This is a genomic window from Flavobacterium sp. ENC (assembly GCF_020991415.1).
Classification (GTDB): Bacteria; Bacteroidota; Bacteroidia; order Flavobacteriales; family Flavobacteriaceae; genus Flavobacterium.
The window spans coordinates 545,525-571,460 of record NZ_JAJMOY010000002.1; the positions used below are offsets into that span (position 1 = coordinate 545,525).

Below are 25,936 nucleotides of genomic sequence, written 5' to 3' on the forward strand. Positions count from 1 at the left end.
TAAATACCACACTTTTCATGAAACTGACGCTTCCACAACAAGATGTTTATTTCGAACAATTATTGTTTCCCAATGACCCTATTTATAACATTGGGGCTAAAATCGAAATTAAAGGAGTCCTACATACAGACGCTTTCAGAAAAGCCTATACCGCGCTTATTGATCAGCACGATACGTACAGAAGCATACTCGTAAAAAATCAGGAAGAGATAGCGATCAAAATAGTCGAGGAGCACCAGTCGCAATTGGGATTTGCAGATTTCTCCGATCGCGTGAATGCCGAAGAAGAAGCGGCCGATTACATGCAAAAAGAGTTTATGAAGCCTTTTGATTTATTCGATGAAAATCTTTTGCATGTTTTTACGCTGGTTAAAGTGAAAGAAGATTTCCATTACCTGTTTTCGGTGTACCACCACATCATTACCGATGGCTGGGGCACGTCCCTAATGTTTCAGAGACTTGTGCAGAATTATAATGAAATCTATGAATCCGGGGATGTTATCACAATCTATCCTTTCCCTTATAAGGAGTTTATGGAGGATGATTACGAGTATCAAAATTCCGAAGCTTTTTTGGAAGATAAAAAGTATTGGGTGGAGAAATTTAAAATACTGCCTGAAGCGCTGCTGGAAAAAGAATTTTTAGCTGATGGACCAGAAAATAAAAGCAGCCGTAAAGAGCTGATTATTAAAAGAGAAGTATACAATCAGTTAAACGAACTGGCGGCAGAAAATAAATGCTCTTCCTTCCATATAATTTTATCCGTTTTGTATACCTATTTCGGAAGAAAACATCAAAATAATGACTTTGCCATAGGGCTGCCGGTTTTAAACAGAAGCAAAGCGAAATACAAGAAAACAGTAGGTCTTTTTATGGGCATCTCACCTTTAAGAATAACGCTGGATTTCGAGACTACTTTCGAAGAATTAATCACGCAGATCAAAAATCAGTTGAGGAATGATTACCGCCACCAGCGCTTTCCGTTGGGCAAACTCATACAGGAACTTCAGGTTTTTACGGAAAAAGAAAAAATATTCAATATTACGCTGTCTTACGAAAAGCAAAATTATGCTACGGATTTTATGAACACCAAAACCCGCGTAATTCCGCTTACACATCAGTCAGAGCGCGTGGCGCTGGCGATTTATATCCGTGAATTTGATGAATCGGAAGACGTAAAAATTGATTTTGATTACAATCTGAACTATTTTAATGAGGTCCGGATAACGCAATTGGTGCATCATTTTGAAAACCTGCTGCAGCACATTTTAGTCCGGCCCGGCAAAAAGTTAAAAGAACTGGACTATGTAACAACTGACGAAAGAAATCAGGTTTTAGAAGCATTCAATGCAACAAAAACAGCGTATCAGAACGATATCACCTTTCTGGACTTATTTCAGCAGCAGGTAGAAAATTTCCCCGGAAAAGAAGCTTTAAAAGACGAATACAGATCGTACTCCTATGCCGAACTGCATAAATTATCGAACCAGATCGCCCAATATCTTAGCACAACCTATGGCAAAAAAGACAAATCGCCTATCGCTGTTTTACTGGAACGATCGGCCAATATGGTGGTTGTTTTGCTGGGGATATTAAAATCAGGAAGATCGTATATTCCGTTAGATCCCGCTTTTCCGGAAGACAGGCTCAACTATATTATTGACAACAGTCAGAGCAAAATACTGATAAATGAAAAAGACTATTGGCTCAATACAGCCGATGATGTACGTGTCATAGCCTTAGAAAACATTCTGGAAGGAATCGAGATCTTCAACGGAACACCCGGAAAAACAGTTTGCCCTGAAGATACGGCCTATATCATCTACACCTCGGGTTCGACAGGAAACCCAAAAGGAGTAGCGATTGGGCATAAAGCATTGCTTAATTTTTTAATCAGTATACAGCAAAAACCGGGTGTTGGATTACACGATACTTTCTTTTCGGTAACGACCTATTCCTTTGATATTTCAATATTAGAGTTTTTCGTGCCCCTAATATCAGGAGCTGCTTTATATGTGGCGAATCAGAGTGTTTTGTCCGATCCGAATCTGATTATCGAAAAAATAAAGGAAATACAACCCACAATTATTCAGGCCACACCAAGTTTTTACCAGATGCTGTTCCATGCAGGCTGGCAGGGCGGCGAGCGATTAAAAGTATTATGCGGAGGCGATTTGTTAAGTGAAGCACTCGCAGAAAAACTAATCAGCAATACCTCAGAGTTGTGGAATATGTATGGGCCGACAGAAACGACGATCTGGTCCAGCATCAAAAAAATCAGTCATTTTAAAGAGGCATCAAACATTGGGAAACCAATAAACAATACGCAGTTTTATATCCTGGATGAATTCTTAAGCCCTAAACCTGTCGGAACGCCCGGAGCCCTTTATATTGCAGGTGACGGACTTGCGAAAGGATATTATAAAAATGAAGAATTGACCAGACAAAAATTCATTGCTAACCCGTTTGACAGCACCAGTTTGTTATACGAAACCGGAGATGTCGGAAAATGGAATGACAACGGAGAGATTACATTTTTAGGCAGAAATGACAATCAGGTTAAAATCAGAGGGTACAGAATTGAACTCGGGGATATTGAGTCGCAATTGAATCAGATAGAAGGAGTTCGGAATTCGGTTGTAATCGCTAAAAAAGGAGAACAGCAGGAGGCTTTTTTAGTCGCTTACTTTTTAAAAACCGAAGAAACGGATGTGGAAAAAATTCATACCACATTAAAAATGAATCTTCCTTACTATATGGTTCCGAACGTGATTATTCCTTTGGAAGAATTTCCGCTTACGCCCAACCAGAAAATAGACCGGAAGTCTTTGTCGCAAAGAGCCATCTTGCAGGAAACCAATTATGATGATTTTAAAGCTCCCGTTTCGGTCTTAGAAGAAAAACTTGCCGGATACTGGAAACAAGTATTGAATACCACAGCACCGATAAGCGTAAAGGATAACTTTTTTGCCTTAGGAGGGCATTCGCTTAACGCAGTTAAACTGATTGGCTTAGTAGCCGCGGAACTTTCACTGACAATTTCCCTGAAAACTATTTTCGACTATCCAACAATCGAATTGCTGGCGCATCATTTACAAAAACTCATTCCCAATCCAGCGGTGGCATTGTCAAAATCAGAATCTAAAGCTTTTTATGCGGTAACCCCGCCTCAGTACAATATCTGGCTGGCGTCACAGCAGGAAAACACTTCAGCGGCCTATAATATGTTTGCCGCTTACAGTATAGAGGGAATTGTGAATTTGGACAAAATTTCAGCTGCCCTGCACAAAATCATTCAAAAGCATGAAATCCTGAGAACCAATTTTATTGAAATTAACGGAGTACCGTATCAAAAAATTAAGGCTTTCGAAGACGTAAAATTTACCCTTTCTACTGCTGAAACAACAACGGAAAAAGCAGCGGAAATCATAAATCAATTTAATACCAAAACATTTGATTTAGAAAAAGACCTGCTGCTAAGGGTACAGCTTCTTCAGACCGGGGAAAATAAATCAGTATTGCTTTTTTGTACGCATCACCTTATAATGGATGGTTTATCGCTGGAAATTTTCATTACTGAATTTATTAAAAATTACAAGGAGGGCGGTTCTTCGAAAACAACAAAAGAGACCGATGTACAATTTCAGTTTAAAGATTATTCGGAATGGTTTATTAAAACAGTGGAAGAGGATGCTGAAAAAAATGAAATATTCTGGAAAAAATACCTTCAGGATTATCAGCCTGCTGCTTCATTTGAAAGGGATTTTGATAATAAGCAGAATGAGCAGGGAGGAAGCAAATATGAGTTTGAACTAAGCATAGACACTACTTCGGCTTTAAAAAAACTGGCTCTTGACGAGCAGGTTACTTTTTATACCGTTTTGGCAGCATCATTGAATGTGCTGATTTACAAATTTTCTAATCGTACTGATATCTGTATCGGAACCGTCAGCTCGGGCAGGACTATTCCGGAACTCCATAGCCAAATCGGAATGTTTGTGAAAACCCTTATTTTAAGGACTCAACCCGAACCCGAACAGACTTTTCTGACCGTATTGAAAAAGACGCAAAGTAATTTATTGGCGATTAATGACTATCAGAATCTTCCCTTTGATAAAATTCCACAAGCTGTTTTTGACCTGATGCTGGTGTATCAGAATCCGGAGTTTTCATTTGAAAACAGCATTCAATTAGGCGATTTGAAACTGACTTCTTATCCGGTCGATAGTACCTACAGCAGAATGCCGCTGGTATTTAATTTGTATGAGAGCGACGATCGCCTGAAAGGAATTATAGATTACAATTCTGATTTATTTGATAAGGATACCCTACAGCTGCTTGCGGCTACGTATACAATTCTTTTAAATGAAATAGTAAAAAATCCATCAGTAAGAGTAGAGGCAATCGAGGCTAAAATTGAACTGGAGAAAAGCACGGTGTCTGATTTTGATTTTAATTTCTAAGTTTTGGTTTCTATCTATTATTCGTATTTGTCGGAAGAAAATCACGAAAATTTACTGAAAAACAGTCTGCCGGATTTTCCGGAAGACTATCAGAATAAGATCAGACGCTATAGAAGATGGCAGGACGCGCAATTATCGCTTTTGGGCCGGGTATTATTGTTCAGGGGAATGGAAGAAGCCGGTTTGTTTTACGCTCCTGATCAGGAGATAAAATACACGGCTTACAACAAACCCTATCTGGAAGGGAATCCCATGCCGTTTAATATTTCGCATTCGGGAGAAATCGTGGTTTGCGCCATAAGTGATCAGGGCGAAATAGGCATTGATATCGAAATCGTAAACGATGTGATCATTGATGACTTTAAGTTTCAGATGACCGAAAACGAATGGAATAAAATAAGCACTTCCACTAACATAAAAAGTGCTTTTTTTGAGTATTGGACACAGAAAGAAGCGGTTATAAAAGCCCATGGCCACGGATTAACAATCCCTTTGTCATCTTTTGAAATTGCAGATCATAAAACCGAAATTCAGGGAGAAAAATTCTATCTGAAAGAAATAAAAATAGATGAAAAGTACCAATGTACGATTTCATTAAAAACAACGATTAAGGATGTGGTACTGAAATACCTGCTGTAAACTAATAATTTAACTAAAAATAAAATGAAAAACCTATTACGCCTGTTTTTATTGCTGGTTCTGTTCCCTACTTGTCTGTTTTCGCAAACGGATGTTTTTAAATTCGAAAAAACAACCACTTTTTTCCCCGAAGCACAAAACATCAATGCGGAGAACATAGAGTGGGGGTATCTGACCGTTCCTGAAAACTGGGATAAGCCCGAAGGTAAAAAAATCAAAATAGCAGTTGCTATTCTAAAAAGCACCTCAAAAAATGCAGACAAAAATCCTGTTCTTTATATTGAAGGAGGACCGGGCGCCGGAGGAATTAAGGGAATATGGGGCTGGTTTAAAAATCCGTTAAGAAGTCACAGTACTATTATTTTAACAGATGTAAGGGGCACCGGTTTTTCGTTCCCTAAATTTTGTCCCGACCTCGGAAAGAAGTTCCTGGAAATACTGGCCAAAAACCAAAATGCCACTCAGGATGAACGGCAAAAAACGATGGCAGCAATGGCCTGCAAACAAGACTTAGTAAACAGGGATATTGACCTGAACGCCTACAACAGCAAAGCAATAGCCAAAGACCTGAATGCTTTAAAAAAGGCTTTGGGGTACTCCAAATGGAATAGTTACGGTGTTTCCTACGGAACCTATACCGCTCAGGTCTATGCAAATGATTTCCCGGAGGACATTCAGTCCCTGATTCTGGATTCTTCTGTTTCGGATATTTCCGGTTATTATAACCAGAATACAACCAACTACGTCAATAGCCTTGAAAAAGTCTTTAGTGCCTGTAAAAATGACCCGAATTGCAATAAACAGTTTCCCGATTTGGAAAAAGTTTATTATGAGACTATAGCAAAATTAGAAAAACAACCGATCACCGTCAAAGTAGATAAAAAAGTTATTTCCAGTGGTGAATTCACGTATAATGTCGAAGATTTCAAAATCGCCATCCAGCAATCCCTGTATCAAAGGAAATTAATCGAAGTATTGCCCTTGCTCATTACCGAATTTAACAGCGGCAATAAAAACACCTTAAGTGCACTGGTCGCGGCTTTTTCAGGTGCTCTGGGATTAGACTACGGACAGTATTATTGTGTGAGCTGTAAAGAGACGGTTCCATTTAATTCGATGGCAGCGTTTAATGAAAATTCAGATAAGTATAAAAAATTAAAAGGCGGGCTCTCCTTTTATAAGTCAGATTTTTTAGTCTGTGACAAATGGAATTTAGGGGTAGCAGGTGCGCCCGCGACCAAAAATGATTTATCGAATCTGTCTGCATTAACAGCCCCTGTTTTGGTGCTTGCGGGAGCCTTTGATCCCATTACTCCGGCTTCAAACGGAAAGGTAACGGCTGACCGGTTTAAAAATGGATTTTTAGTGAATGCCCCTGTTTACGGACATGCCCCGGGCTTTTCTAAAATCGGTGGTGAAATTATAGCCGGTTTTGTAAGCAATCCGAATAAAAAACCGGATGTAAACGGATTCCAGTCCCTTAACAAAGTAAATTTTGTAACCGATGTAAAATTGAACGGAGGTGTTTCAAATTTTGCCAATAGCCTGAATGGCTTTAATCTTTTATTTTTTGCACCCTTGCTTATTGCCTTTCTCATTTTACTGGTGGCTGTTTTTGGATTGCTGTACCTCTTCATCAAAAAAGAAATCGCGGCCAAAGCCAATAAATGGATCAGGGTTTTAATTGTAATTACGGCCTTATCTGGACTGTTTACCATTATAGGATTTGTATTAGCGGTCAGTGATACAGCAAAAGATAATTTTTATATACTGGCTTTCGGAATGCGCAGCCAGTTTGATTACCTGTTTATCGTACAGTGGTTTTTTATCGTATTTACGATCGTTTCCATACTTTATTTTGCACTTAAAATTAAATCCATTTCAAACGCAGCCGTTCTGTCGACAATACTGTTCTCTTTGGTTATCCTGGGCGTTTACTTTCAATATTGGGGATTTTTGCTTTAAAAACAAATAACTGGCATGCTTCGTAGACGTAAAAATGACAATTTTTCATAATCAAAATGAAAAATTGTCATAAAAAAGCGATGTAAAGCGTTTGGCATTTGTTTTGTTTTTCTACGACTGCACAACAGGTGCAAGTTCTAAAAATTATGGTATAACAATTTTAAAAATTAAAGTTATGAATCTTATTAAAAGAAACGGAAGCCGCTTACCGGCTTTACCAAGAGTATTTTTTGATGATGTTTTTGGCCAAGATCTTTTCAATTGGGAAAACAGCAATTTTTCAACAACAAGAACCACGCTGCCATCAGTGAACATCAAGGAAACGCCGGAAAGTTATGAAGTGGAAGTTGCAGCTCCGGGCATGAACAAGGAAGACTTTAAGGTTACCCTGGAAAACGGACAGCTGCTTATTTCTTCAGTGAAAGAAAACGAAGTGAATACCCAAAAGGAAAATTTTACCCGCAGGGAATTTAGTTATCAATCCTTCCAGCGAAGTTTTGTACTGCCTAAAAATGTAGTGGACGAGGATAATATACAGGCTCGTTATGAAAACGGAATTTTATTATTGTCGATTCCTAAGCTGGAGCAGGCAAAACAAAAAGAACCAAGGCTGATTGCCATCTCGTAACGTTTTAACGACTTATTTAAAAGCTGCTTTTTCAGGCAGCTTTTTTTATAAGATTTAAATATAGCGTAATTTCTCTTCTTCAATATCCAGGTAATGCATCTGCCTTCTGATGACCGATTCGTCTAAAGACTGATCCTCTTTGTTTTTAGTAATTAACCATTGTCTTTGGTGGTTTAATAAATCAAGGTAAATGACTTTCAGTTCCTGCCCGATAGATTCATCATCGACTCCGTTGGTATGCTGTTCCCATTTTTGAATTAACTGTTGCAGGGAAGCATTACTTTCGATCTGTTCGCTATAAGTAGTCCTTAAATAATCGGAAGCATGTTCGGCTAATTCTTTTCGCAGCAAATGATAAGCTTCATCACGGGGTAATGCATCGTCGAAAGGAGTAAAGTTAATTTTTCTGATAAAATAGGGCAGTGTCAGTCCCTGAATTAAAAGCGTCAGCAGAATAACGATAAAAGTAATAAAGAGAATGAGGTTGCGCTGGGGAAAACCATTACCATTATTCAGATAAACCGGTATCGATAAGGCCGCTGCCAGCGAAACAACACCGCGCATTCCGGTCCAGCCCAGTATAAAAGGAGTTTTGAAACCGGGATTTCGGGTATCGGCAACAGTGATAAAATTGCGGGCAATCAGCGTCACAATGACAGCACCGTAAGAAGATAATATCCGGCTGACAATCAGGACAAATGTAATCAGTACTCCGTATCCAATAGCGGTTAAAAGGCTCACTTCTTCAAGCCCGCTGGTAATTTGTGGCAAATCTAATCCGATCAGCATAAACACCAGTCCGTTTAATATAAAACAAAGGCTTCCCCAGACATTTATGCCCTGCAGGCGGGATTTGCTGCTCAGAAAACGATGCCTGTTATTCGCTAAAAGCAAACCACCACTTACCACAGCTAAAACTCCGGAACTATGCACTTCTTCGGCGGCCAGATAGATGATATAAGGCGTAAGCAGTGATAAAACGATGTCTGTATTGGCATCGGTAGGCAGATATTTATGCGCTTTCATAAACAACCATCCGATGAGTAAACCAATGGCTACACCACCAATAATCATCCAGCTGAAGCTCATTGCGGCTTTGTAAAATATAAATTGTTCTGTTGCAACGGCAATCATGGCAAATCGGAAGATAATTAAGGAAGAGGCGTCGTTCAGTAAACTTTCTCCTTCTAAAATAGAGGAGATGGTTTTGGGTACCTTCACAAATTTCAAAATAGCACCGGCACTTACTGCGTCCGGCGGCGAAACAATTCCTCCCAATAAAAAACCTAATGCCAGCGAAAAGCCCGGAATAACATAATTAGCGACTAATGCTACCGATAGTGCCGAGAGAAAAACAACTACAAAAGCAAAACTGGTTATAATACGTCGCCACCGCCATAACTCTTTCCATGAAATTGTCCACGCCGCCTCATACAATAACGGAGGCAGGAAAATAAAAAAAATAAGCTCAGGCTCAATATTGATAACGGGCACACCGGGAATAAAACTGATAGCCAGTCCTCCCAAAACTAATAAAACAGGATAAGCCACTTTTATTTTATTAGCCAGCATAATCAGCAATAAAATAACAATCAGTATACCGACATAAAAAGGAAAGTTTTCAAGCATTGTTTTTTGGTTTAGGAGAAAGGAAGGTAGACTGTAAATTCTGTTCCAACGCCAACTTCACTATGAACTGTTATGGAACCGGAATGGTTTTCAATAATTTTCTTGCACAATGCCAGACCGATGCCGGTTCCGCTTTGTGTTGAATTTAATCTTTGAAAAAGCTTAAATACCTGATCGCTGTATTTTGCATCGAAACCAACTCCGTTATCTCGAAAAATTAGTTTTAAATAGTTTATGTCCTCTTTAAGATTAACCTGCTTTTTTTCCTCCTCTGTATAATGGGTACTGCTCAATATCGATATGGTGCCGCCAGGGTTGGAATATTTTAAAGCATTGGTCAGAAAATTGGAGAAAAGCTGGTGCATCTGAATCGACACAGCGTTTATTACAGGAAGTTCATCGTGGACTATAGAGATATTTTTTTCAAGGATCCAGAGTTCACAATCTTCCTGGACATTCTTCAGAATTTCATTCAGATCCGTGGGAACAAACATTTGATGGCCCTGTGCAATTTCAGAATAGGCGAGGACGTCCTTAATTAGCATGGTCATTCGAGTAGCAGATGATTCTATCTTTTTAATATCGCGCAAAGCAGTCTCATCTGTAATTTTATGTGAAAGCATTTCAGCGAAAATTCGGATTTTACGTAACGGTTCCTGAAGGTCATGCGAAGCAATATGCGCGTATTCCTCCAGTTGCTTATTTCGGAATTCAATATTGATCGCATTTTCCCTTAACTGATCCTCAAGCTGTTTTCTTTCCGTCAGGTCTCTCGTTACTTTTGAAAATCCTATAATGTTATTATCGTCGTCATGCAGGGCTGTCAGAACGACAAACCCCCAGAATTTTTCGCCATTCTTTTTGAGCCTCCAGCCCTCATGCATGGCCTTGCCTTCACTGGCAGCCCGCTGTATAAGAGTTTGCGGCAGCTGTCGTTCCCGATCTTCGATAAGGTAAAACAAACTAAAGTTTTTGCCGATAATTTCTTCTTCCGTATATCCCTTAATTTTTTGTGCCCCGAGATTCCAATTTTGAACATTTCCGTCAGGATCGAGCAGTAGTATGGCATAATCCTCAACTTCCTCTACCATTTTATGATATCGGTCCTCGCTTTTTTGTAAAGTTAAGGTTCTTTCAATCACTTTTTCCTCCAGCAAATCCTTGTAGATTTCCTTGGTGTCCGTGAGTTGTTGTTCGTGTTTACTTTTATCGGATATATCAACCAGCATCGTAATAGCTCCTGTTATTTCACCGGCACTATTAAAAATCGGATTTGAGTGTGGCAATACATATGCGCGGTCTCCATTGGGTTTTTCAATCACAATTTCTTCTCCCTTTACGGCCCTTCCTTCTTTTAGTGCAAGGGTCATCGGATATTCTTCAGTAGTAAAAAGAGTTCCATTACGATGATAGACTTTCCATGAGCCGCACCACATAGCAATACCCCGCTCTGGTTGTTGTCCCCAGAGTATAGTGGCAGCCTGGTTGAAAAATGTAATCATTCCCTTACTATCACAGGCATATACTGCAGCAGGCAATGACTCTAAGAGTTGGTAATGATTGTAATTTTGTGTTTCTGAACTGTTTAAAGTATTCATAATTGCCATATAAAAGTAAATATAAGGCAATTATTAAAATTAAACAACTGTTAAAATCACAAGCTCAGTCGGTAGCCGGAAAGTTTACCTTCAAAAAAGGAGGTAAGTATAGACACTAATTCACTAAGACTCGTTGGTTTTACAAGGTAATGCGATGCACCCAGCTGCAAAGTATCTTCGATATCCTTAGAATAAGAAGAAGTAGTAAAGATAATAATAGGAACACTATCTAAACGGGCTTGTTTTCTAAGTTCGGTCAGACAGGCACGCCCATCCATCAAAGGCATATTAAGATCAAGGAAAATATAATCTGGAACAAAATCAGGTTGTTTTCTTAAAACATCTAAAGCGTCTTCCCCATTAGTGGCTGTTATGAAGGTACTGTCAGCATTTGCTCTGGTAAGGGCTAATGCGAAAATATCTCTGTCATCTTCGTCGTCATCAATTAAAAAGCACTTCATACGCAGTTTTGTAGTATTTAGGTTGAAATTTGAGGAACAAAGATATAAAATGGGGCATATATATGCTAATTCCGGCACGAAATAGTACGCTGTTTTTTAACAGGAATCAGATGCTCCGATATTTTATCAGCTGTTTTTGAGTATCGGTCCGGTGCGTGCGTATTTGATGAAATGGCAGTTTTTAATAAGTGAAGCCCTCGTTTTTTGCATCTGGCAGTGGTATTTTGAATATATGCTGATTTATAGGCTTTTAATATTTGAATACTGTAAAAATATTGGAATATTCTGTAAAATAATCACTTCATCGATTTTGTAGCTTTGATTTAACTTAAAAAAATAAATTTATGAAAACTGCAACTAAAAATACAACAGCCACAAAAAGTAAAAGTACAACTGCGACGAAAAGCAAAAGTACCACTGCAACAGCAGCAAAAACAACTCCAAAAGGAACAGTAAAAGCGAAGCCTTCCGCAGCGGACGGATTGAGAGAATTATTTGTAGATTCCTTAAAAGATATCTACTGGGCTGAAAAGGCACTGACCAAAGCACTGCCAAAAATGGCCAAGAACGCGACTTCTGAAAATCTGATTAAAGCAATTAACGACCATCTTGCCGTAACACAGGAACAGGTACTAAGACTGGAAAAAGTATTTAAATCTGTAGGTGAAAAAGCGGCAGCCAAAAAATGCGATGCCATGGAAGGGCTGATTAAGGAAGGCGAAAGCATAATGGAAGAAACAGAAGTAGGTGCTGTTCGTGACGCCGGAATTATCGCTGCATCACAAAAAATTGAGCACTACGAAATTGCCACTTATGGCACTCTTGCTGCATTTGCTGCCACATTAGGCGAAGATGATGCTGTATTATTGCTGGAGAAAACGCTGGCAGAAGAAAAAGAAGCCGACACCTTATTGACGGAGGCAGCTTACAATACAATCAACTTCGATGCAACTGAAGAAGATCAAAAATAAATTCAAATTGAAAATCCAAGAGTAAGTTTGATTTTGATGGAGACCTGTACCATTTTTTGTAAATGGTGCAGGTTTTTCCTTGTCCTTATTCTAAAATAGACACAGAGAAACGTCATAAGTGCGTTTATTCGAAATAACTGTATGGATATTCATCTGTACAATTTACAAAGAATTATGTTATATAAAAGTATATTGCTGATCGATGATGATCTGGACGACGCTGAAATATTGTTTGAAGCTGTTAAGTCCTTAGAGGAAAAAATTATCTGCCGTATTGTTACCAGTCCCGTACTCGCACTGGAAGAACTCAAAAGCGGGCAAAATCTGCCGGAACTGATATTTCTCGACCTGAATATGCCAATCATGAGCGGACCTGAATTTTTACAACAGCTCAAAAAAGAAGCTGCCCTTGAGCACATTCCCGTTATTGTATATTCTTCACATACTATCGAGATCATGCAGAAACTAACGCAGCAGTTTGATAAGGTGCGCTGTATCAGTAAACCGAATGACTATAAGGAACTCGTTTGTGTGCTTCAGGATATTTTATAAAACAACGAAAAACAGCTTGCAGCAGGTTGTCAATCTATGGCAGCGGAATTTTAAAATTTAAACAGCACTCGTAGGGGTAAGGCTTGTGATCCAGTATTTCATTATGTTTTGAATCGTCTCCTTATAATCATTGAAGTCGGCTTCCTTTCTAAAAAAGCCCTGTGCATGGCAATCGTAGGCTTTGATAACATTTTCAGGACTCTTTGAAGTGGACATAAAAATATAAGGCACACATTTTTTGCTGGTTTCAGGAGTAGATAAAATCTGCTCCCGAAGTTCAAAGCCATCCATTTTAGGCATATTGATATCCGAAAGAATCATAAAAGGATAAACGGCAGGACTTGCCAGATAATCCACTACAAGTGTCGGATCTTCAAAAAAGACCAGCTTGTTTGGGTAGTTAAGGCTGTCAAAAATGTCCTGAAGGAAGATTCTGTCGTCTTCGTCGTCTTCGATTATAATAATATCTGCTTTTCTTCTCATAAAAATTAAAGGTAATAATTATTTAATTGGTTTCTGACTGGCGGCAGTTTTTATTTCATCAATTTCAATCCAGACCGGTGCATGATCACTGCTTTTTTCCCAACCGCGAACATGTCTGTCCACCCCGGCGGATTTCAGGTTTTTTGCGACCTGCGGACTCAGGAGGAAATGATCAATGCGAAGTCCTGCATTGCGGGAGTAGGCATTTCTAAAATAGTCCCAAAAGGTATAAATTATTTCATCAGGATATAACTTGCGGATAGCGTCGGTCCAGCCCTGATCGACAATATCGGCAAATGCCTTGCGTACTTCAGGGAGAAACAAAGCGTCTTTAAGCCAGCGTTCGGGCTTATATACGTCAAGTTCGGTAGGCATCACATTAAAATCGCCCAGCAGAATCACCGGTGTTTTTAAACTCAGCAGGGTAGAAGCGCGGTGGGCCAGACGTTCAAACCACAACAGTTTATACTCCAGTTTCGGACCCGGAGCCGGATTTCCGTTGGGCAGGTACAGGCAGGCAATTACGAGGCCATCAATAAGGGCTTCCATGTAGCGGCTCTGCACATCGTCTTTATCGCCGGGAAGGGTTCTGGTGATCTCTTCTATTTCCCTATTGCGCGCCAGGATCGCCACACCGTTCCATTGTTTTTGGCCGTGCCAGATGGCATTGTATCCTGCGTTGTTAATGGCTTTTTCGGGAAATTTATCCTGCGGCGCTTTCAGTTCCTGAAGGCAGACAATGTCTGGCTTTGTTTCTTCAAGCCATCTGAGCAGTACAGGAAGGCGTCCGTTGACTCCGTTGACATTATAAGTAGCTATTTTCATTATTTTGTTGTGATTTAAAGTCTTTAAAATTAATTCTTTAGTTCGAATTTATCTTATACGAGAAAAGGGTTTTGTTATTAAATTTACACGGAATCTGTAAGAAATAGAATGGATTAATTTAATGGAATCCCATGAACAACAAATCAAACTTTAGGAACGTTTGATTCAGGCTGAAAAAGATAAAGTTGACTATTTGGAAAAAATAGTAAAAGCCAAATAAACTTTGTTTGAAAAATGTATGGAATGTGGATAATCCTGTAAACAACACAACCGATAATCAATTATCTTTGATAGCACATTAATGAATGCAATAGGGGGTGAAAACCGCCCGTATAATTTTTAAAAGTGAAATCATGGAAAATTTAAAAAAAGCGTATATAGCCGGTGGATGTTTTTGGGGTATGGAAGACCTTTTTCGGGTACGCCCGGGGGTAAAAGATACAGAAGTCGGGTACTTAGGAGGGCAAAATGACAATCCAACCTATCAGAATCATCCGGGACATGCTGAAGGCATAGAAATTACCTACGACAGTACCGTTACAAATTATAAAGAGCTGCTGGATTACTTTTTCAGGATGCATGACCCAACAACAGTAGACAGACAGGGCAATGACAAAGGTTCAAGCTACAGATCAGCCATTTTTATTCAGAATGAAGAAGAAAAACAAATCGCTGATGAAGTAATTAAAATTGTTAATGACTCCGGAAAATGGCCCGGGGAGGTTGTTACCACCCTTGAGCCCTTTACAAAATTCTGGGTTGCTGAAGACTATCATCAGGACTACCTTGTCAAAAATCCCAATGGCTATACCTGCCACTTTGAAAGGTTCGGTACTTTTTTGTAAAGCCTAATTCTATTTATTTAAAAAATGACTAAGTGAGTAAATCATTTATAAAAGACAGTACTAAACAAAAAGAGGCCCGAAAGCCTCTTTTTGTATTTCTGGTAGTGATATTTAAACGTTTATTCTGTTCTTACCTCTGGCGTGAACTTCCCGCCAGTGATCCCAAATACCTTTACTGCCACTCTCCAAAACTTCTTAAATAAATGAAAAGTAGCAAATAATAATCAAAACGGTTTAAATAATAATTGGTGTTATGATAGTTCAAAACATATCATACATTTGTCTCACAACAACCAAAACCAAACCACGTGAACTCTAAATTCCGTTTAACCGTTTTCTTACTATTTAATTTTGCAGCAGGCACTGCCTTTGCGCAAAATGCACAGATTGACAGTGTAAGGAACGTTTTGCGTTTTGCTAAAGCCGACACCGTGAAGGTGAATCAGTACAATACCATCGCTGATTTATATAAAGAAATCAATCCGGACTCTACTTTGTTTTATGCTCAGAAAGCAGCAGTTTTAAGCAGGAAAGCAGGATATAATTTTGGTCTGGGTAGTGCTTTTACCAACAAAGGAAATGCATCCATTATTTTAGGGAATTATCCGGTTGCCTTGCACTATTTTAAAAATGCCCAAACAGAATTCAAAATAGCGCTTCAGCAAAATCCGGATAAAAAAGCGTTAAGAAAAGGTCTGGCGCGCGCCTATGCCAGTGCCGGCGTAGTGTATTACGAGCAGAGCAATTATACACAAGCCCTGAAAAATTATGAACAAGCCTTAAAATTATATCAGGAAATTCAGGAACGGCCCGGTATTTCGAAAGTATTAAACAATATAGGGACGGTCTACAAATCACAGCAAATTTATCCTAAGGCCTTATATTACCTGAAAGAAGCTTCTAAAATCCAACTGGCCCTTAAAGAACAAAATGCGCCTATCACGCTAACCAATATCGGCGTTATTTATTTTGAACTGGGCGAATATAAAAATGCCATTCACTATTACGAAAAGGCAAAAAAGGGATTTGACGAAAACCCTAACAACCGCGGATTTGCGCTCTTAAACAATTATCTGGGCGATTATTATAAAAAGCAGGACAACCAGGCACTGGCACTTGAATATTATCAGAAATCACTGGTTCTATACGACGAAATCCAGAATAAATTCGGTGCTTCACTGGCCTTATACAATATTGGATTGTTACTGCAGGAACAGCAAAAATACAGTGAAGCGCTTCCTTTTGCACTTCAATCGCTGGCCTACGCAAAAGAAATAGGCGTGCAGGACCAGACCTTTCATACCGAACAATTGCTGAGCGAATTGTATGAGTCCCTGAATGACCCCAAAGCAGCTTTAGCCCATTACAAAAATTACATCATGGCACGCGACAGCATCATTAACCAGGAAACCAATAAAAAGTTTGCCCTGGCAGAAATGAATTATGAATTTAAAAAGAAAGAAGCCCTGCTTTCCGAAAGCCATAAAAGACAAATTCAGCTGGTTGTTTTTTCGATCTTCGGGGCATTGTTACTGATAGCCTTAGGTATGGTAATTTATAACCGGATGCAGGTCAAACGTCAGCTGACACTCAAAAAAGAAGTGGCCGAATACGAACAAAAGGCCCTGCATTTGCAAATGAATCCGCATTTTGTATTCAACTGCCTGAGTTCGATATCGAGTTTTATTGTGCAAAACGGAACAGATTCCGCTTTAAAATATTTGTCCAAATTTTCCAAGCTAATGCGCCTTACGCTCGAATATTCCAAAGGGTCATTGATTCCGATTGATAAGGAAATCGAAAGCCTGCAGAATTACCTGGAACTCGAACAGCTTCGTTTCCACGATAAATTCGAATTTGAAATTCAGGCCACAGAAAACGTCGAATTTAATATGGGTTTACCGCCCTTGCTCATTCAGCCCTTTGTCGAAAATGCCATTCTTCACGGGATGGTACCTAAAGAGGGGAAAGGGAAAATAAACGTGAATTTTGATGTGCAGCACCAACAATTGGTTTGTACGATTACCGATGACGGAATCGGTTTATCGGAATCGAAAATTTTAAAGGAAAATTCGGTTACAGCCCACCAGTCAATGGCACTGGACATTACAAAAAAACGGCTGAAGATCATGGAATCCATCACCTCCAAATCGGCAAAAATCGAGATCATCGAATTAAATTCGGAACAACAAAAAACGGGCACCAGGGTTACTTTATTCCTTCCTGTTCAATACATACCATAATACCGCAAACCAATGATAACAGCATTACTAATCGACGATGACAAGCATTTACGAACGGGTTTAAAAGCACTTTTAGAACGTTATACCAATGATATTTTTATTGTTGGGGAAGCCGAAAGTGTAAAAACAGGAATCGCAGCCATAGAAAAATTGCGTCCGCAGGTTATTTTTCTGGACATTCATCTGACCGACGGGACAGGTTTTGATATACTCGAACGAATTTCCAAATTAAATGATAAGTTAAAAGCACATGTTGTTTTTATTACTGCGCACGAACAATATGCACTGAAAGCCTTTAGGTTTAGTGCCCTGGATTTTATTCTGAAACCTGTTGACCCCGAAGAATTACAGCTCACGATGGCCAAAATCAAAGAAGCGGTCGGAAAAAACAATTCATTTGAGAACATCGATTTATTGCTCGAAAACATCCGAAAGAAAGTTGACAATTTCAAGAGAATCGCTTTATCTACCAGTGACGGAATCCATTTGTTTGAAGTATCGGATATTATCCGTTGTGAAGCCAAAATCAATTATACCCAGTTCTTTATCAAAAACCATAAGCCGGTTTTGATTTCGAAAACACTTAAGGAATACGAAGAACTGCTTTCGGAACACGGTTTTGAGCGTATTCACCAGTCACATCTAATCAATTTATCCTATCTGAAATCCTATATTAAAACAGATGGCGGATATGTGATTATGGCGGATAATGCCCATATTCCGATTGCCCAGAGCAAGAAAGAAAAATTGCAGGAATTAATCAATTCACTTTAACACAAAATCATCCCCGATATTTTCTAACGCATATCCAAACGACTAAAAATTATGAGAAAAAAATTACTCTTATTGGCATTACTATTCACCGCAATAGTAAATGCCCAGAACGTCTCTGTGCCTGATGCAGCCTTTAAGGCAAAATTACTGGAAGCTGATATTACTAATATCATCGCCTTTAATGCAGCCGGAAACGCTATAAAAATTGACAGCAATAATGACGGGGAAATTCAGAACAGCGAAGCACTGGCCGTGTCGAGACTGCGCATTTGGAATTCGTCTATTCTTGACCTGACCGGAATTTCCAGTTTTACCAATCTTAAAAATTTAGACTGTACCAATAATTACCTGCTGAATCTCGATGTTAGCAGCTTAGCAAATCTGGTTACTTTAAACTGCTCCGGAAATTTTATCGGAACATTAGACGTGAGTGCATCGCCCAATCTGACGCAGTTATTTTGTGATGGCAACAGATTATCGAATCTGAATATAAACGGTCTCACCAAACTTACTTTATTGTATTGCAGCAACAATCAACTGACCAATTTAAACCTGACAGGTACAACAGACCTAAATGCGTTTATTGGCGAAAACAATAAACTGACCACTCTTAACATAAACGGTTTGCTCAATCTTAAAACCATAATATGCAATAACAATAAGCTGGCGAGCTTAAATGTAAGCAGCGCAACAAATCTTGAAGACATACACTGTGGCCATAACCTGCTGACGAGCCTCGATGTCAGTGCTTTGCCTAATCTTACGCAGCTTAATTGTTTTTACAACCAGATTACGAATTTAGAGGTAAGCAATGCAACAAAGCTGAAAGTTTTGAGCTGTGGTGAAAATAGTATTGCAACCCTGAATTTAAACAATCTGACAGCACTTACGACTTTAGAATGTTCTTATTTGCCGAACAATTTAATCATTAACGGCGCAAACTTAAATGCGCTTAAAAACTTCCTGTATACCGGTACCAATTCAGTGATAACGCTAAACGGATTTCCGGCTGTTGAAAACCTGAACCTGAGTTTAGCACAGGCAAACGTAACTTTAAATGTGTCCGGTTTTAACCCGCTCGCTAATTTGTATTTGTTTGGTAATCCCACCACCAGTTTAACCATAAACGGTTCAGGGGTAACAAAAATCAAAGCCATAAACTGTTCCAATAGCCAGCTGACGAGTCTGAACTTAAACGGATTAAGTGATTTGAATTCGTTAATTTGCAACAACAATAAACTGACTACCTTAGACCTGTCTAATCTGTCTCATCTGGAGTACCTGGATTTTAGCCGAAACAAAATTACCGAAGCCGATTTAAGCCTGCTGCCCAATTTAAAGCATTTAAATGTCAGCAACAACAAACTTACCAGCCTGAACGTAAGTGGATTATCGGGCCTTGAATATTTGGATTGTTCCAGCGATGCTTCAACAGATATTATAGGCAATCAGCTTACGGAATTAAATGTGACAGGTTTAACCAATCTTACATATTTAGACTGCTCCAACTATTTATTTGACAATGTATTAGGTGCAGCAGGAAACCGAATCACGTCTCTGGATTTGAATCATTTAATTCATTTAGAACAATTAAAACTTTCCAAAAACCGTCTGGCCAGTCTGATTGTAGACGGATTAACCAGTCTTACAACTTTGGATTGTTCGTATAATCTGCTGACTAATCTGGATTTGAACGGCTTAACAAATATTACGAATTTAAATTACGCCCACAATCAGCTGTCTAACCTGAATATGACAGGTCTCGTTAAGATTACCGAATTAGATTGTTCGCATAACAATATCAGTACGCTAAATGTGGAAGCGATGCCAAATCTTACCAGATTGAACTGCAGCAACAATAAAATTGTAACATTAGGTATAAATGGTCTTAACCAACTCGCTAATTTATATTGCGATAACAATCAGATTACGGCACTGGACGTCAATTCCTTTTTAAATCTGACAGAATTCAGCTGTAACAGCAATCAACTGACAACCCTTGAAGTGAACAACCTGACAAAGCTTGTTTATTTTCAATGTAATGGAAATCACCTGACGACTATAAATGTGAGTGCCCTGACCAATCTGGTCAATTTTACCTGCAGTTTTAACCAATTAACCAGTGTTGACGTATTGCCGCTCACAAAGCTCGTTTATTTTCAATGTGATAACAATCAGCTTACTACACTTGACGTAAATACCCTGACTAATCTTGTTGAGCTTAATTGCGGTTTTAATCAGCTTAGTACTATTGATGTCACTCCGCTGACCCATTTGCGAAGTCTGATATGCGCCCACAATCAGCTTACAACCCTTGATCTACATAACGCTCCGGATATGGAAGGACTGTATTGCAATGACAATCAGATTGCCACACTGGATGTAAGCGTGCAAAACAAACTGATGTATTTATGGTGCCAAAACAATGCACTTGCCACTTTATTCCTGAAAAACGGAAGTAACGAAGTAGATTTAAGATTTGCAGACAACCCGGCATTAACATATATCTGTGCTGATGATGCGCAGCTGGCGTCTGTGCAGACAGCACTTAACAATCTCGGAATGAATGCAACAGTATCGAATTCGTATTGTAGTATTAGTCCCGGAGGACCGCACAATACCGTGATCGGAACCACTATATTTGATGGCAATAATAACGGCTGTAACCTTAATGATCCTTTACATCCGAACATTCGAATAGACATCAGCGATGGTGCTGCTATCGGAAGTGCTTTTACAAATGCAGAAGGAATCTCGACCTTTTACACGCAAGCCGGAAATTTTGATATTTATCCCAACATAGAAAATGCAGCTGCTTTCAATATTTCGCCGGCCGCTGCTTCGATCTCCTTTCCGGATGACAATTACAATACCAGCAACCAAAGTTTTTGCCTGTCTGCCAACGGAGTCCTTCCTGATCTGGAAATCGTCATAAGCCCGGTTACTCCGGCAAGGCCAGGTTTTGAAGCCACCTATAGAGTAGTCTATAAAAATAAAGGAAACCAGGTACTGTCGGGTACTGTTACACTGGCGTTTGATGATGCAAAACTGAATTTGCTTTCTGCCCAGCCGGCAGCAGCTGCTCAGACAACCAATAATTTAAGTTGGGATTACGGTGCTCTTTTGCCATTCGAAAGCCGTGTTATCGAACTTGTATTTAAGGTAAATTCTCCGCAGGAAAGCCCTGCTGTGAATAATGGCGATGTAGTAAACTTTGTCACCGCCATAACACCGGTTACAGGCGATATAACTCCGGCAGACAATACCTTTGCCTTCAATCAGATTGTTGTAGGTGCTTTTGATCCTAATGATATAACCTGTTTAGAAGGGCAGAGCGTTTCCCCGGGTACGATTGGTGATTACCTGCATTATACCGTCAATTTTGAAAATACCGGAACGTATGCAGCCGAGACTGTAATTGTAAAAGTGGTAATTGATGAAAGCAAATACAATATCCATTCGTTGCAATTGTTAGACACCTCACATCCGTCACAAACCATTATTCGGGGGAATGTAGTTGAATTTGTTTTTTCGCATATCAATTTAGTTGCACCGCCTGTTGCTCAGGTTACCGCAAAAGGCCCTCCGGTGGGTGGTCATGGCAGTATATTGTTTAAAATACAGACTTTAGACAATCTGATAAGTGGTGATAAGGTCGAAAAACAAGCGGATATCTTTTTTGATTACAACGCTCCAATTGAAACCAATAAAGCCGAAACGGTTTTCCAATCGCTGGGCACCAAAGATTTTGAAATGGATAAAAGCATTACACTGTATCCAAATCCTACCACAGGAAATGTGACGATCAATTGTGACAATACGATCAAAAAAATAGAGTTGTTTGATGTTCAGGGAAGAATCCTGCAAACCAAAATTGAAGACAGTAACGCTACGCAGCTCAATATTTCAAACAGAGCCAACGGACTTTACTTTGTCAGAATTACGACTGCTAACGGTACTAAAGTCGAAAAAGTAATTAAGGAATAATTCAGGTAATTCTATTCCGCTTAGAAGCCTTCTGAAATCATACGATTTTGGAAGGCTTTTTTTATATTTAATTCGAAATAAAAACATGCTTTTGCAGTTTCGAATTAGGGTAACAGAAACTATTTCTTCTGAAACACACGAACATATTCCACTTCAAATTTAGCCGGAAATATAGTATCATCTATAGTAGGTCCGGCCATGTCACCGCCAATAGCCAGGTTCAGCAAAAAGTACTGCGGATTGTTGTACGGCCATGAATTTTTTCCTTTTCCATCATTCACGTAAGTGTGAAAAGTTACGCCATCAACAGCGATCACCAGTTTTTCGGGAGTCCACGTTAACTGGTAGTTGTGAAATACGGAACAGGCATCGTTTAGGGTAGTTTCTCCGCCGTTTCCAAAGGTACCGGCAGTAGACTGGTTGTGAATCGTGCCATAAATTTTCGTCGGATTCATACCAACCTGCTCCATAATGTCGATCTCGCCATTAAGCGGGTAGGGGTCATCATTAGATCCCAGCATCCATATGGCCGGCCAGGTACCAACACCGCATGGAAGCTTGGCGTGTACTTCCATAAAACCATACGTCCAGTCGGCTTTACCCAAAGTAATCAGCCTTGCAGAGGTATAGGACTGTCCACCGTAATCGGCCTCCGTACTTAGTTTTTCTTTGCGGGCCGTGATGATTAATTTTCCATTTTCAACCTTGGAATTTTCAAGTCTGGCCCTCGAATAATATTGTTTTTCATTGTTGTACCAGCCTGTTTTATTGGCTTCCGTATCATAGGTCCATTTTGCAGGATTGGGCAGTCCGTCGACATCAAACTCATCCGACCAGACGAGTTTATATCCTGCAGGTGCTTCAATGGAACTATCCGGTGTTGCGCTTTTGGGATCCGCTGCACCGGAGTTATCGTCTTTGTTGCAGGATATCAGGGCTGTTAGAAACACCAGAGCGAGTAAAGTGGTTTGGTACATTTTTAAAATTTTAGATTAGGAGGAATAAAGATGTAACGGGATAGCACCGGTATTATTTCATTACGTTATTGTTATGGGCTTTCAGGCATAATAAAAAAAGCCTTTTTCGCGATGAAAAGGCTTTTGTTATTTTTCAGGTTTATTTTTTCAGATTAGATTTTAACCAGTTCTACTCTGCGGTTTTCGGCTTTATTTTCTTCCGTATTATTTTCTTTCAAAGGCTTTTCAGAACCAAATCCGGCGGCTTTTAAACGTTTGATATCAATTCCTTTCGCTGCCAAAGCATACATGACGGTATTGGCCCTGTCAATGGAGAGTTTTTGGTTTTTAACAGCGGTGCCGGTGTTGTCCGTATGGCCTTCTATTGATAATTTAAGATTTGGATTAGCAGTAAGCAAGGCAAAAATTTCGTCTGTGATTTTTTCTCCATCCGGCTGTAAAGTAGCCTTGTCCGTAGCAAAATTGATATGCAGAATAGCTTTACCTGTTTTGTCAATGTCACTTTTCATTTGTTCGGCCGAATATTTTTTGATCGTTTGTTCAAAATCTTTGAGTTCCATGATAAAAACATTTCCTTGTGCCGAGTTGGACTGAACGTTGACCATATATTTTTTACCGCCGTTTTTGAAAGCGTAAACAGCAAACGGAGCATCACTTTCTCTTAGAAGGCCACTGGTACCCTTTTTTCCGGTCCACATATTTTTTTCCAGTTTTGCTCTTTGATTTTCATCCTCCGGAAAATCACCCTGGTATATTTTTTTCGCACCTATTTTGTCAAGGTAGTCGTAAACACTTTTATCAAAAAGTTTTTGATTGAAATCTTTACCTTCCGCACCTTCAAAAGCTAAAATTCCCAATTTACCCTCGGTAGTATAGATGTTATTTCCAATAAAGTTTTGCATTGTTTCATACTCAAAAAACTCAGAAAGCCCCTCTTTCGCATGGGCTATCCTTAATCCGGCAGGAGCAGTAATAAAAGGGAAATTGCCAATATTTTGTAAGTCGGGCACCTCATCCCAGTTTATTTCCGTTGACGATGCTTCGTTACCTGTGGCTGGTATTGAAGGGGCTTGCGTTTTTTGTTCCGTGTTTTCAATTTTTTCTTCTTTTTTACAGGAGAATAAAGTGATTGCTAATAGGGCGACAAGGACTGTTTTTTTCATCTTTAAGTTATAGTTTAGATTTTCAGAATAAAGTAGTACCAATTTCTCATTTTATGTCAAAAGAGATTCAGTTATACTGTTCCATGCTGATTTTAAATAAGTTCATTTTTAGTATAGCTAATATAAAACTATTTATCAGAAGCTTTATTGTTTTTTACAGGTAAGTCTTCATTCCGTTGCACTTTTTTTTATGAAATTATTACCGGAGTTGATCTGTTTTTAAATTATTGTCGTTTAAGTGATTATCAACTTTTGATGATCTTCGGGGCTTTGGTTTTACAAAAAAAATAAAAATATTTTATATTAACTCTACTAAGTTTATAGAATTTGTATATATTTGCAACAGCAGAAAAAAATTCTGCATGACTTATCCAGAAAGACGGAGGGAATAGGCCCGATGATGTCTTAGCAACCTGTTGCCAAATAAGGTGCTAAATCCTTCCGCTGTGGCGGACAGATAAGAAAGATTGCTTCAATCTGAATAAGGTCATCATTGTAAAATTATTTATTATTTAAAATGAAAACCAACTCCTGTTTTTTAAACACCGGTCATGAGCTTTTGAATTCACTTTTCGAAGAAAATAGTCTTTCCGGTTTCCGAATGCGAAAGCATTAATTAATTCCTTTCTTAATTTTTAACACCATTTGCTAAGGGCCTTTTTACATGCGGCCTGCGGGAATTTTTTTTTCCGTAGTAAACTAAAATGAAAAAAATCGTATTCAGCGTTTCACTTAACCATCAAAATAAAATGAAAAAAATACTGGCAGGTTTTGCCTTATTGCTTGGAGTAGCACAAACTCAGGCACAGGAAAGTAATTTAAAATTAAAAGGAACTGTTGCCGATACAGTGGTGTCCTATGTTTATTTGCAAAAGTTTCACAATAAAATGTTTACCACAATAGATTCTGCAAAGGTCAAAGACGGAAATTTTAGTTTTAAAACAAAAGTCAAAATACCGGAATTATATGGTTTAAGTGTCAATACAGAAGAATCGCCCTTATATATTTTCCTTGAAAAATCCCCAATTAACGTCAAATTAAGTACAAAGAAATATTATAGTGCGTCTGTAGTAGAAGGTTCTGAAAGCCAGAATTTATTTGATGCGTATCGAAAAGCAAAAGATCCCGAAATCAGTAAATTCATTACAGAAAACCCTAAATCTATCGTTTCGGCTTATGTTTTATACCGAAACTGGTCGTACAGGTTAACGCCGGAACAAATCACCGGAAACATTGCTTTACTGGATAAAAGCCTGCAGAACACCACTTATGTGAAAGAGCTCAAAGAACTGGTTACGGTTTTAGACGGACTGGCGGTTGGAAAAAAAGCGCCCGATTTTACAGCTAATGATCCGCAGGGCAAAGCCGTTCGTCTTTCTGAAAACCTGAAAGGCTATACTTTAGTAGATTTCTGGGCTTCCTGGTGCGGACCCTGCCGAAGAGAAAATCCAAATGTAGTGGCAGCTTACCGGGAATTTCACGACAAAGGCTTTAATATCGTAGGCGTTTCTTTAGATAAAAAGAAAGAAAACTGGATTAAAGGAATTCAGGAGGATAATTTAAGCTGGCTGCACGTTTCCGATTTATTGTTCTGGAACAGTGCGGTGGCCAAATTATATGGTGTAAGAGCCATTCCCGGGAATTATTTAGTCGACTCAAAAGGAATTATCGTAGCAAAAAACCTTCACGGGGAAGAATTACAGACTACGCTTAAATCGCTTTTGAACAAATAA

Annotated in this window: 18 protein-coding genes and 1 riboswitch; of the genes, 11 read left to right on the forward strand and 7 right to left on the reverse strand. The window is 39.1% G+C overall.

What is annotated here, in order from left to right; translation table 11 throughout:
* Positions 1-17 precede the first annotated feature (17 nt).
* The 4 genes from LPB89_RS07025 (at position 18) to LPB89_RS07040 (ending at position 7,695) form a co-directional block, all read left to right on the forward strand.
* Positions 18-4,463: a non-ribosomal peptide synthetase gene (locus tag LPB89_RS07025; protein ID WP_230701056.1), complete on the forward strand. Its 4,446-nt coding sequence runs from the start codon at positions 18-20 to the stop codon at positions 4,461-4,463.
* A 3-nt stretch (positions 4,464-4,466) separates the two neighbouring features.
* The gene (locus tag LPB89_RS07030; RefSeq protein WP_230701057.1) at positions 4,467-5,102 is read left to right on the forward strand and encodes a 4'-phosphopantetheinyl transferase superfamily protein; all 636 of its coding nucleotides are present in this window, start codon (positions 4,467-4,469) and stop codon (positions 5,100-5,102) included.
* 24 nt (positions 5,103-5,126) lie between these two features.
* Positions 5,127-7,067 (forward strand): alpha/beta fold hydrolase, encoded by a 1,941-nt coding sequence (locus LPB89_RS07035; protein ID WP_230701058.1) that lies wholly within the window; start codon positions 5,127-5,129, stop codon positions 7,065-7,067.
* Between the two features lie 175 nt (positions 7,068-7,242).
* The gene (locus LPB89_RS07040; protein ID WP_230701059.1) at positions 7,243-7,695 is read left to right on the forward strand and encodes an Hsp20/alpha crystallin family protein; all 453 of its coding nucleotides are present in this window, start codon (positions 7,243-7,245) and stop codon (positions 7,693-7,695) included.
* 54 nt (positions 7,696-7,749) lie between these two features.
* Here LPB89_RS07040 and LPB89_RS07045 read toward each other — a convergent pair whose 3' ends face one another.
* From LPB89_RS07045 to LPB89_RS07055, 3 genes are read right to left on the reverse strand one after another with little or no spacing between them, the layout of a single operon-like run.
* Positions 7,750-9,324 carry a Na+/H+ antiporter gene (locus LPB89_RS07045; protein WP_230701060.1) on the reverse strand — a complete coding sequence of 525 codons (1,575 nt, stop codon included), beginning with the start codon at positions 9,322-9,324 and terminating at the stop codon, positions 7,750-7,752.
* Positions 9,325-9,335: 11 nt separating this feature from the next.
* The gene (locus LPB89_RS07050; protein ID WP_230701061.1) at positions 9,336-10,922 is read right to left on the reverse strand and encodes a PAS domain S-box protein; all 1,587 of its coding nucleotides are present in this window, start codon (positions 10,920-10,922) and stop codon (positions 9,336-9,338) included.
* 56 nt (positions 10,923-10,978) lie between these two features.
* Positions 10,979-11,383, reverse strand: a complete 405-nt coding sequence (locus LPB89_RS07055) for a response regulator (protein ID WP_230701062.1) — start codon at positions 11,381-11,383, stop codon at positions 10,979-10,981.
* 344 nt (positions 11,384-11,727) lie between these two features.
* Here LPB89_RS07055 and LPB89_RS07060 point away from each other — a divergent pair, with 344 nt between their 5' ends.
* Entirely contained in the window at positions 11,728-12,354 is a 627-nt protein-coding gene (locus LPB89_RS07060; protein ID WP_230701063.1) for a ferritin-like domain-containing protein, read from the forward strand.
* Between the two features lie 174 nt (positions 12,355-12,528).
* Positions 12,529-12,906: a response regulator gene (locus LPB89_RS07065; RefSeq protein WP_230701064.1), complete on the forward strand. Its 378-nt coding sequence runs from the start codon at positions 12,529-12,531 to the stop codon at positions 12,904-12,906.
* Positions 12,907-12,963: 57 nt separating this feature from the next.
* Here the strand turns inward: LPB89_RS07065 and LPB89_RS07070 are convergent, their stop codons facing one another.
* Both LPB89_RS07070 and xth read right to left on the reverse strand, forming a co-directional pair.
* The gene (locus tag LPB89_RS07070) at positions 12,964-13,389 is read right to left on the reverse strand and encodes a response regulator (RefSeq protein ID WP_230701065.1); all 426 of its coding nucleotides are present in this window, start codon (positions 13,387-13,389) and stop codon (positions 12,964-12,966) included.
* A gap of 18 nt (positions 13,390-13,407) precedes the next feature.
* Positions 13,408-14,214: an exodeoxyribonuclease III gene (xth, locus tag LPB89_RS07075; protein ID WP_230701066.1), complete on the reverse strand. Its 807-nt coding sequence runs from the start codon at positions 14,212-14,214 to the stop codon at positions 13,408-13,410.
* 353 nt (positions 14,215-14,567) lie between these two features.
* Between xth and msrA the strand changes: the two genes are divergently transcribed.
* The 4 genes from msrA to LPB89_RS07095 all read left to right on the forward strand — a co-directional run bounded on the left by msrA (position 14,568) and on the right by LPB89_RS07095 (position 22,063).
* Positions 14,568-15,059, forward strand: a complete 492-nt coding sequence (gene msrA, locus LPB89_RS07080; RefSeq protein WP_230701067.1) for a peptide-methionine (S)-S-oxide reductase MsrA — start codon at positions 14,568-14,570, stop codon at positions 15,057-15,059.
* Between the two features lie 308 nt (positions 15,060-15,367).
* Positions 15,368-17,302: a tetratricopeptide repeat protein gene (locus tag LPB89_RS07085; RefSeq protein ID WP_230701068.1), complete on the forward strand. Its 1,935-nt coding sequence runs from the start codon at positions 15,368-15,370 to the stop codon at positions 17,300-17,302.
* A 12-nt stretch (positions 17,303-17,314) separates the two neighbouring features.
* A complete protein-coding gene (locus LPB89_RS07090; protein ID WP_230701069.1) occupies positions 17,315-18,076 on the forward strand; it encodes a LytTR family DNA-binding domain-containing protein in 762 nt (253 codons plus the stop codon).
* 51 nt (positions 18,077-18,127) lie between these two features.
* Complete coding sequence (locus LPB89_RS07095) at positions 18,128-22,063, forward strand: T9SS type A sorting domain-containing protein (RefSeq protein WP_230701070.1); 3,936 nt, start codon at positions 18,128-18,130, stop codon at positions 22,061-22,063.
* Between the two features lie 119 nt (positions 22,064-22,182).
* Here LPB89_RS07095 and LPB89_RS07100 read toward each other — a convergent pair whose 3' ends face one another.
* Together LPB89_RS07100 and LPB89_RS07105 are read right to left on the reverse strand one after the other, a co-directional pair.
* Positions 22,183-23,040 (reverse strand): family 16 glycosylhydrolase, encoded by an 858-nt coding sequence (locus tag LPB89_RS07100; RefSeq protein ID WP_230701071.1) that lies wholly within the window; start codon positions 23,038-23,040, stop codon positions 22,183-22,185.
* A gap of 152 nt (positions 23,041-23,192) precedes the next feature.
* Positions 23,193-24,203 (reverse strand): OmpA family protein, encoded by a 1,011-nt coding sequence (locus LPB89_RS07105; protein WP_230701072.1) that lies wholly within the window; start codon positions 24,201-24,203, stop codon positions 23,193-23,195.
* Between the two features lie 364 nt (positions 24,204-24,567).
* Positions 24,568-24,667, forward strand: a riboswitch (SAM riboswitch).
* A gap of 285 nt (positions 24,668-24,952) precedes the next feature.
* Here LPB89_RS07105 and LPB89_RS07110 point away from each other — a divergent pair.
* Positions 24,953-25,936, forward strand: a complete 984-nt coding sequence (locus LPB89_RS07110) for a TlpA disulfide reductase family protein (RefSeq protein ID WP_230701073.1) — start codon at positions 24,953-24,955, stop codon at positions 25,934-25,936.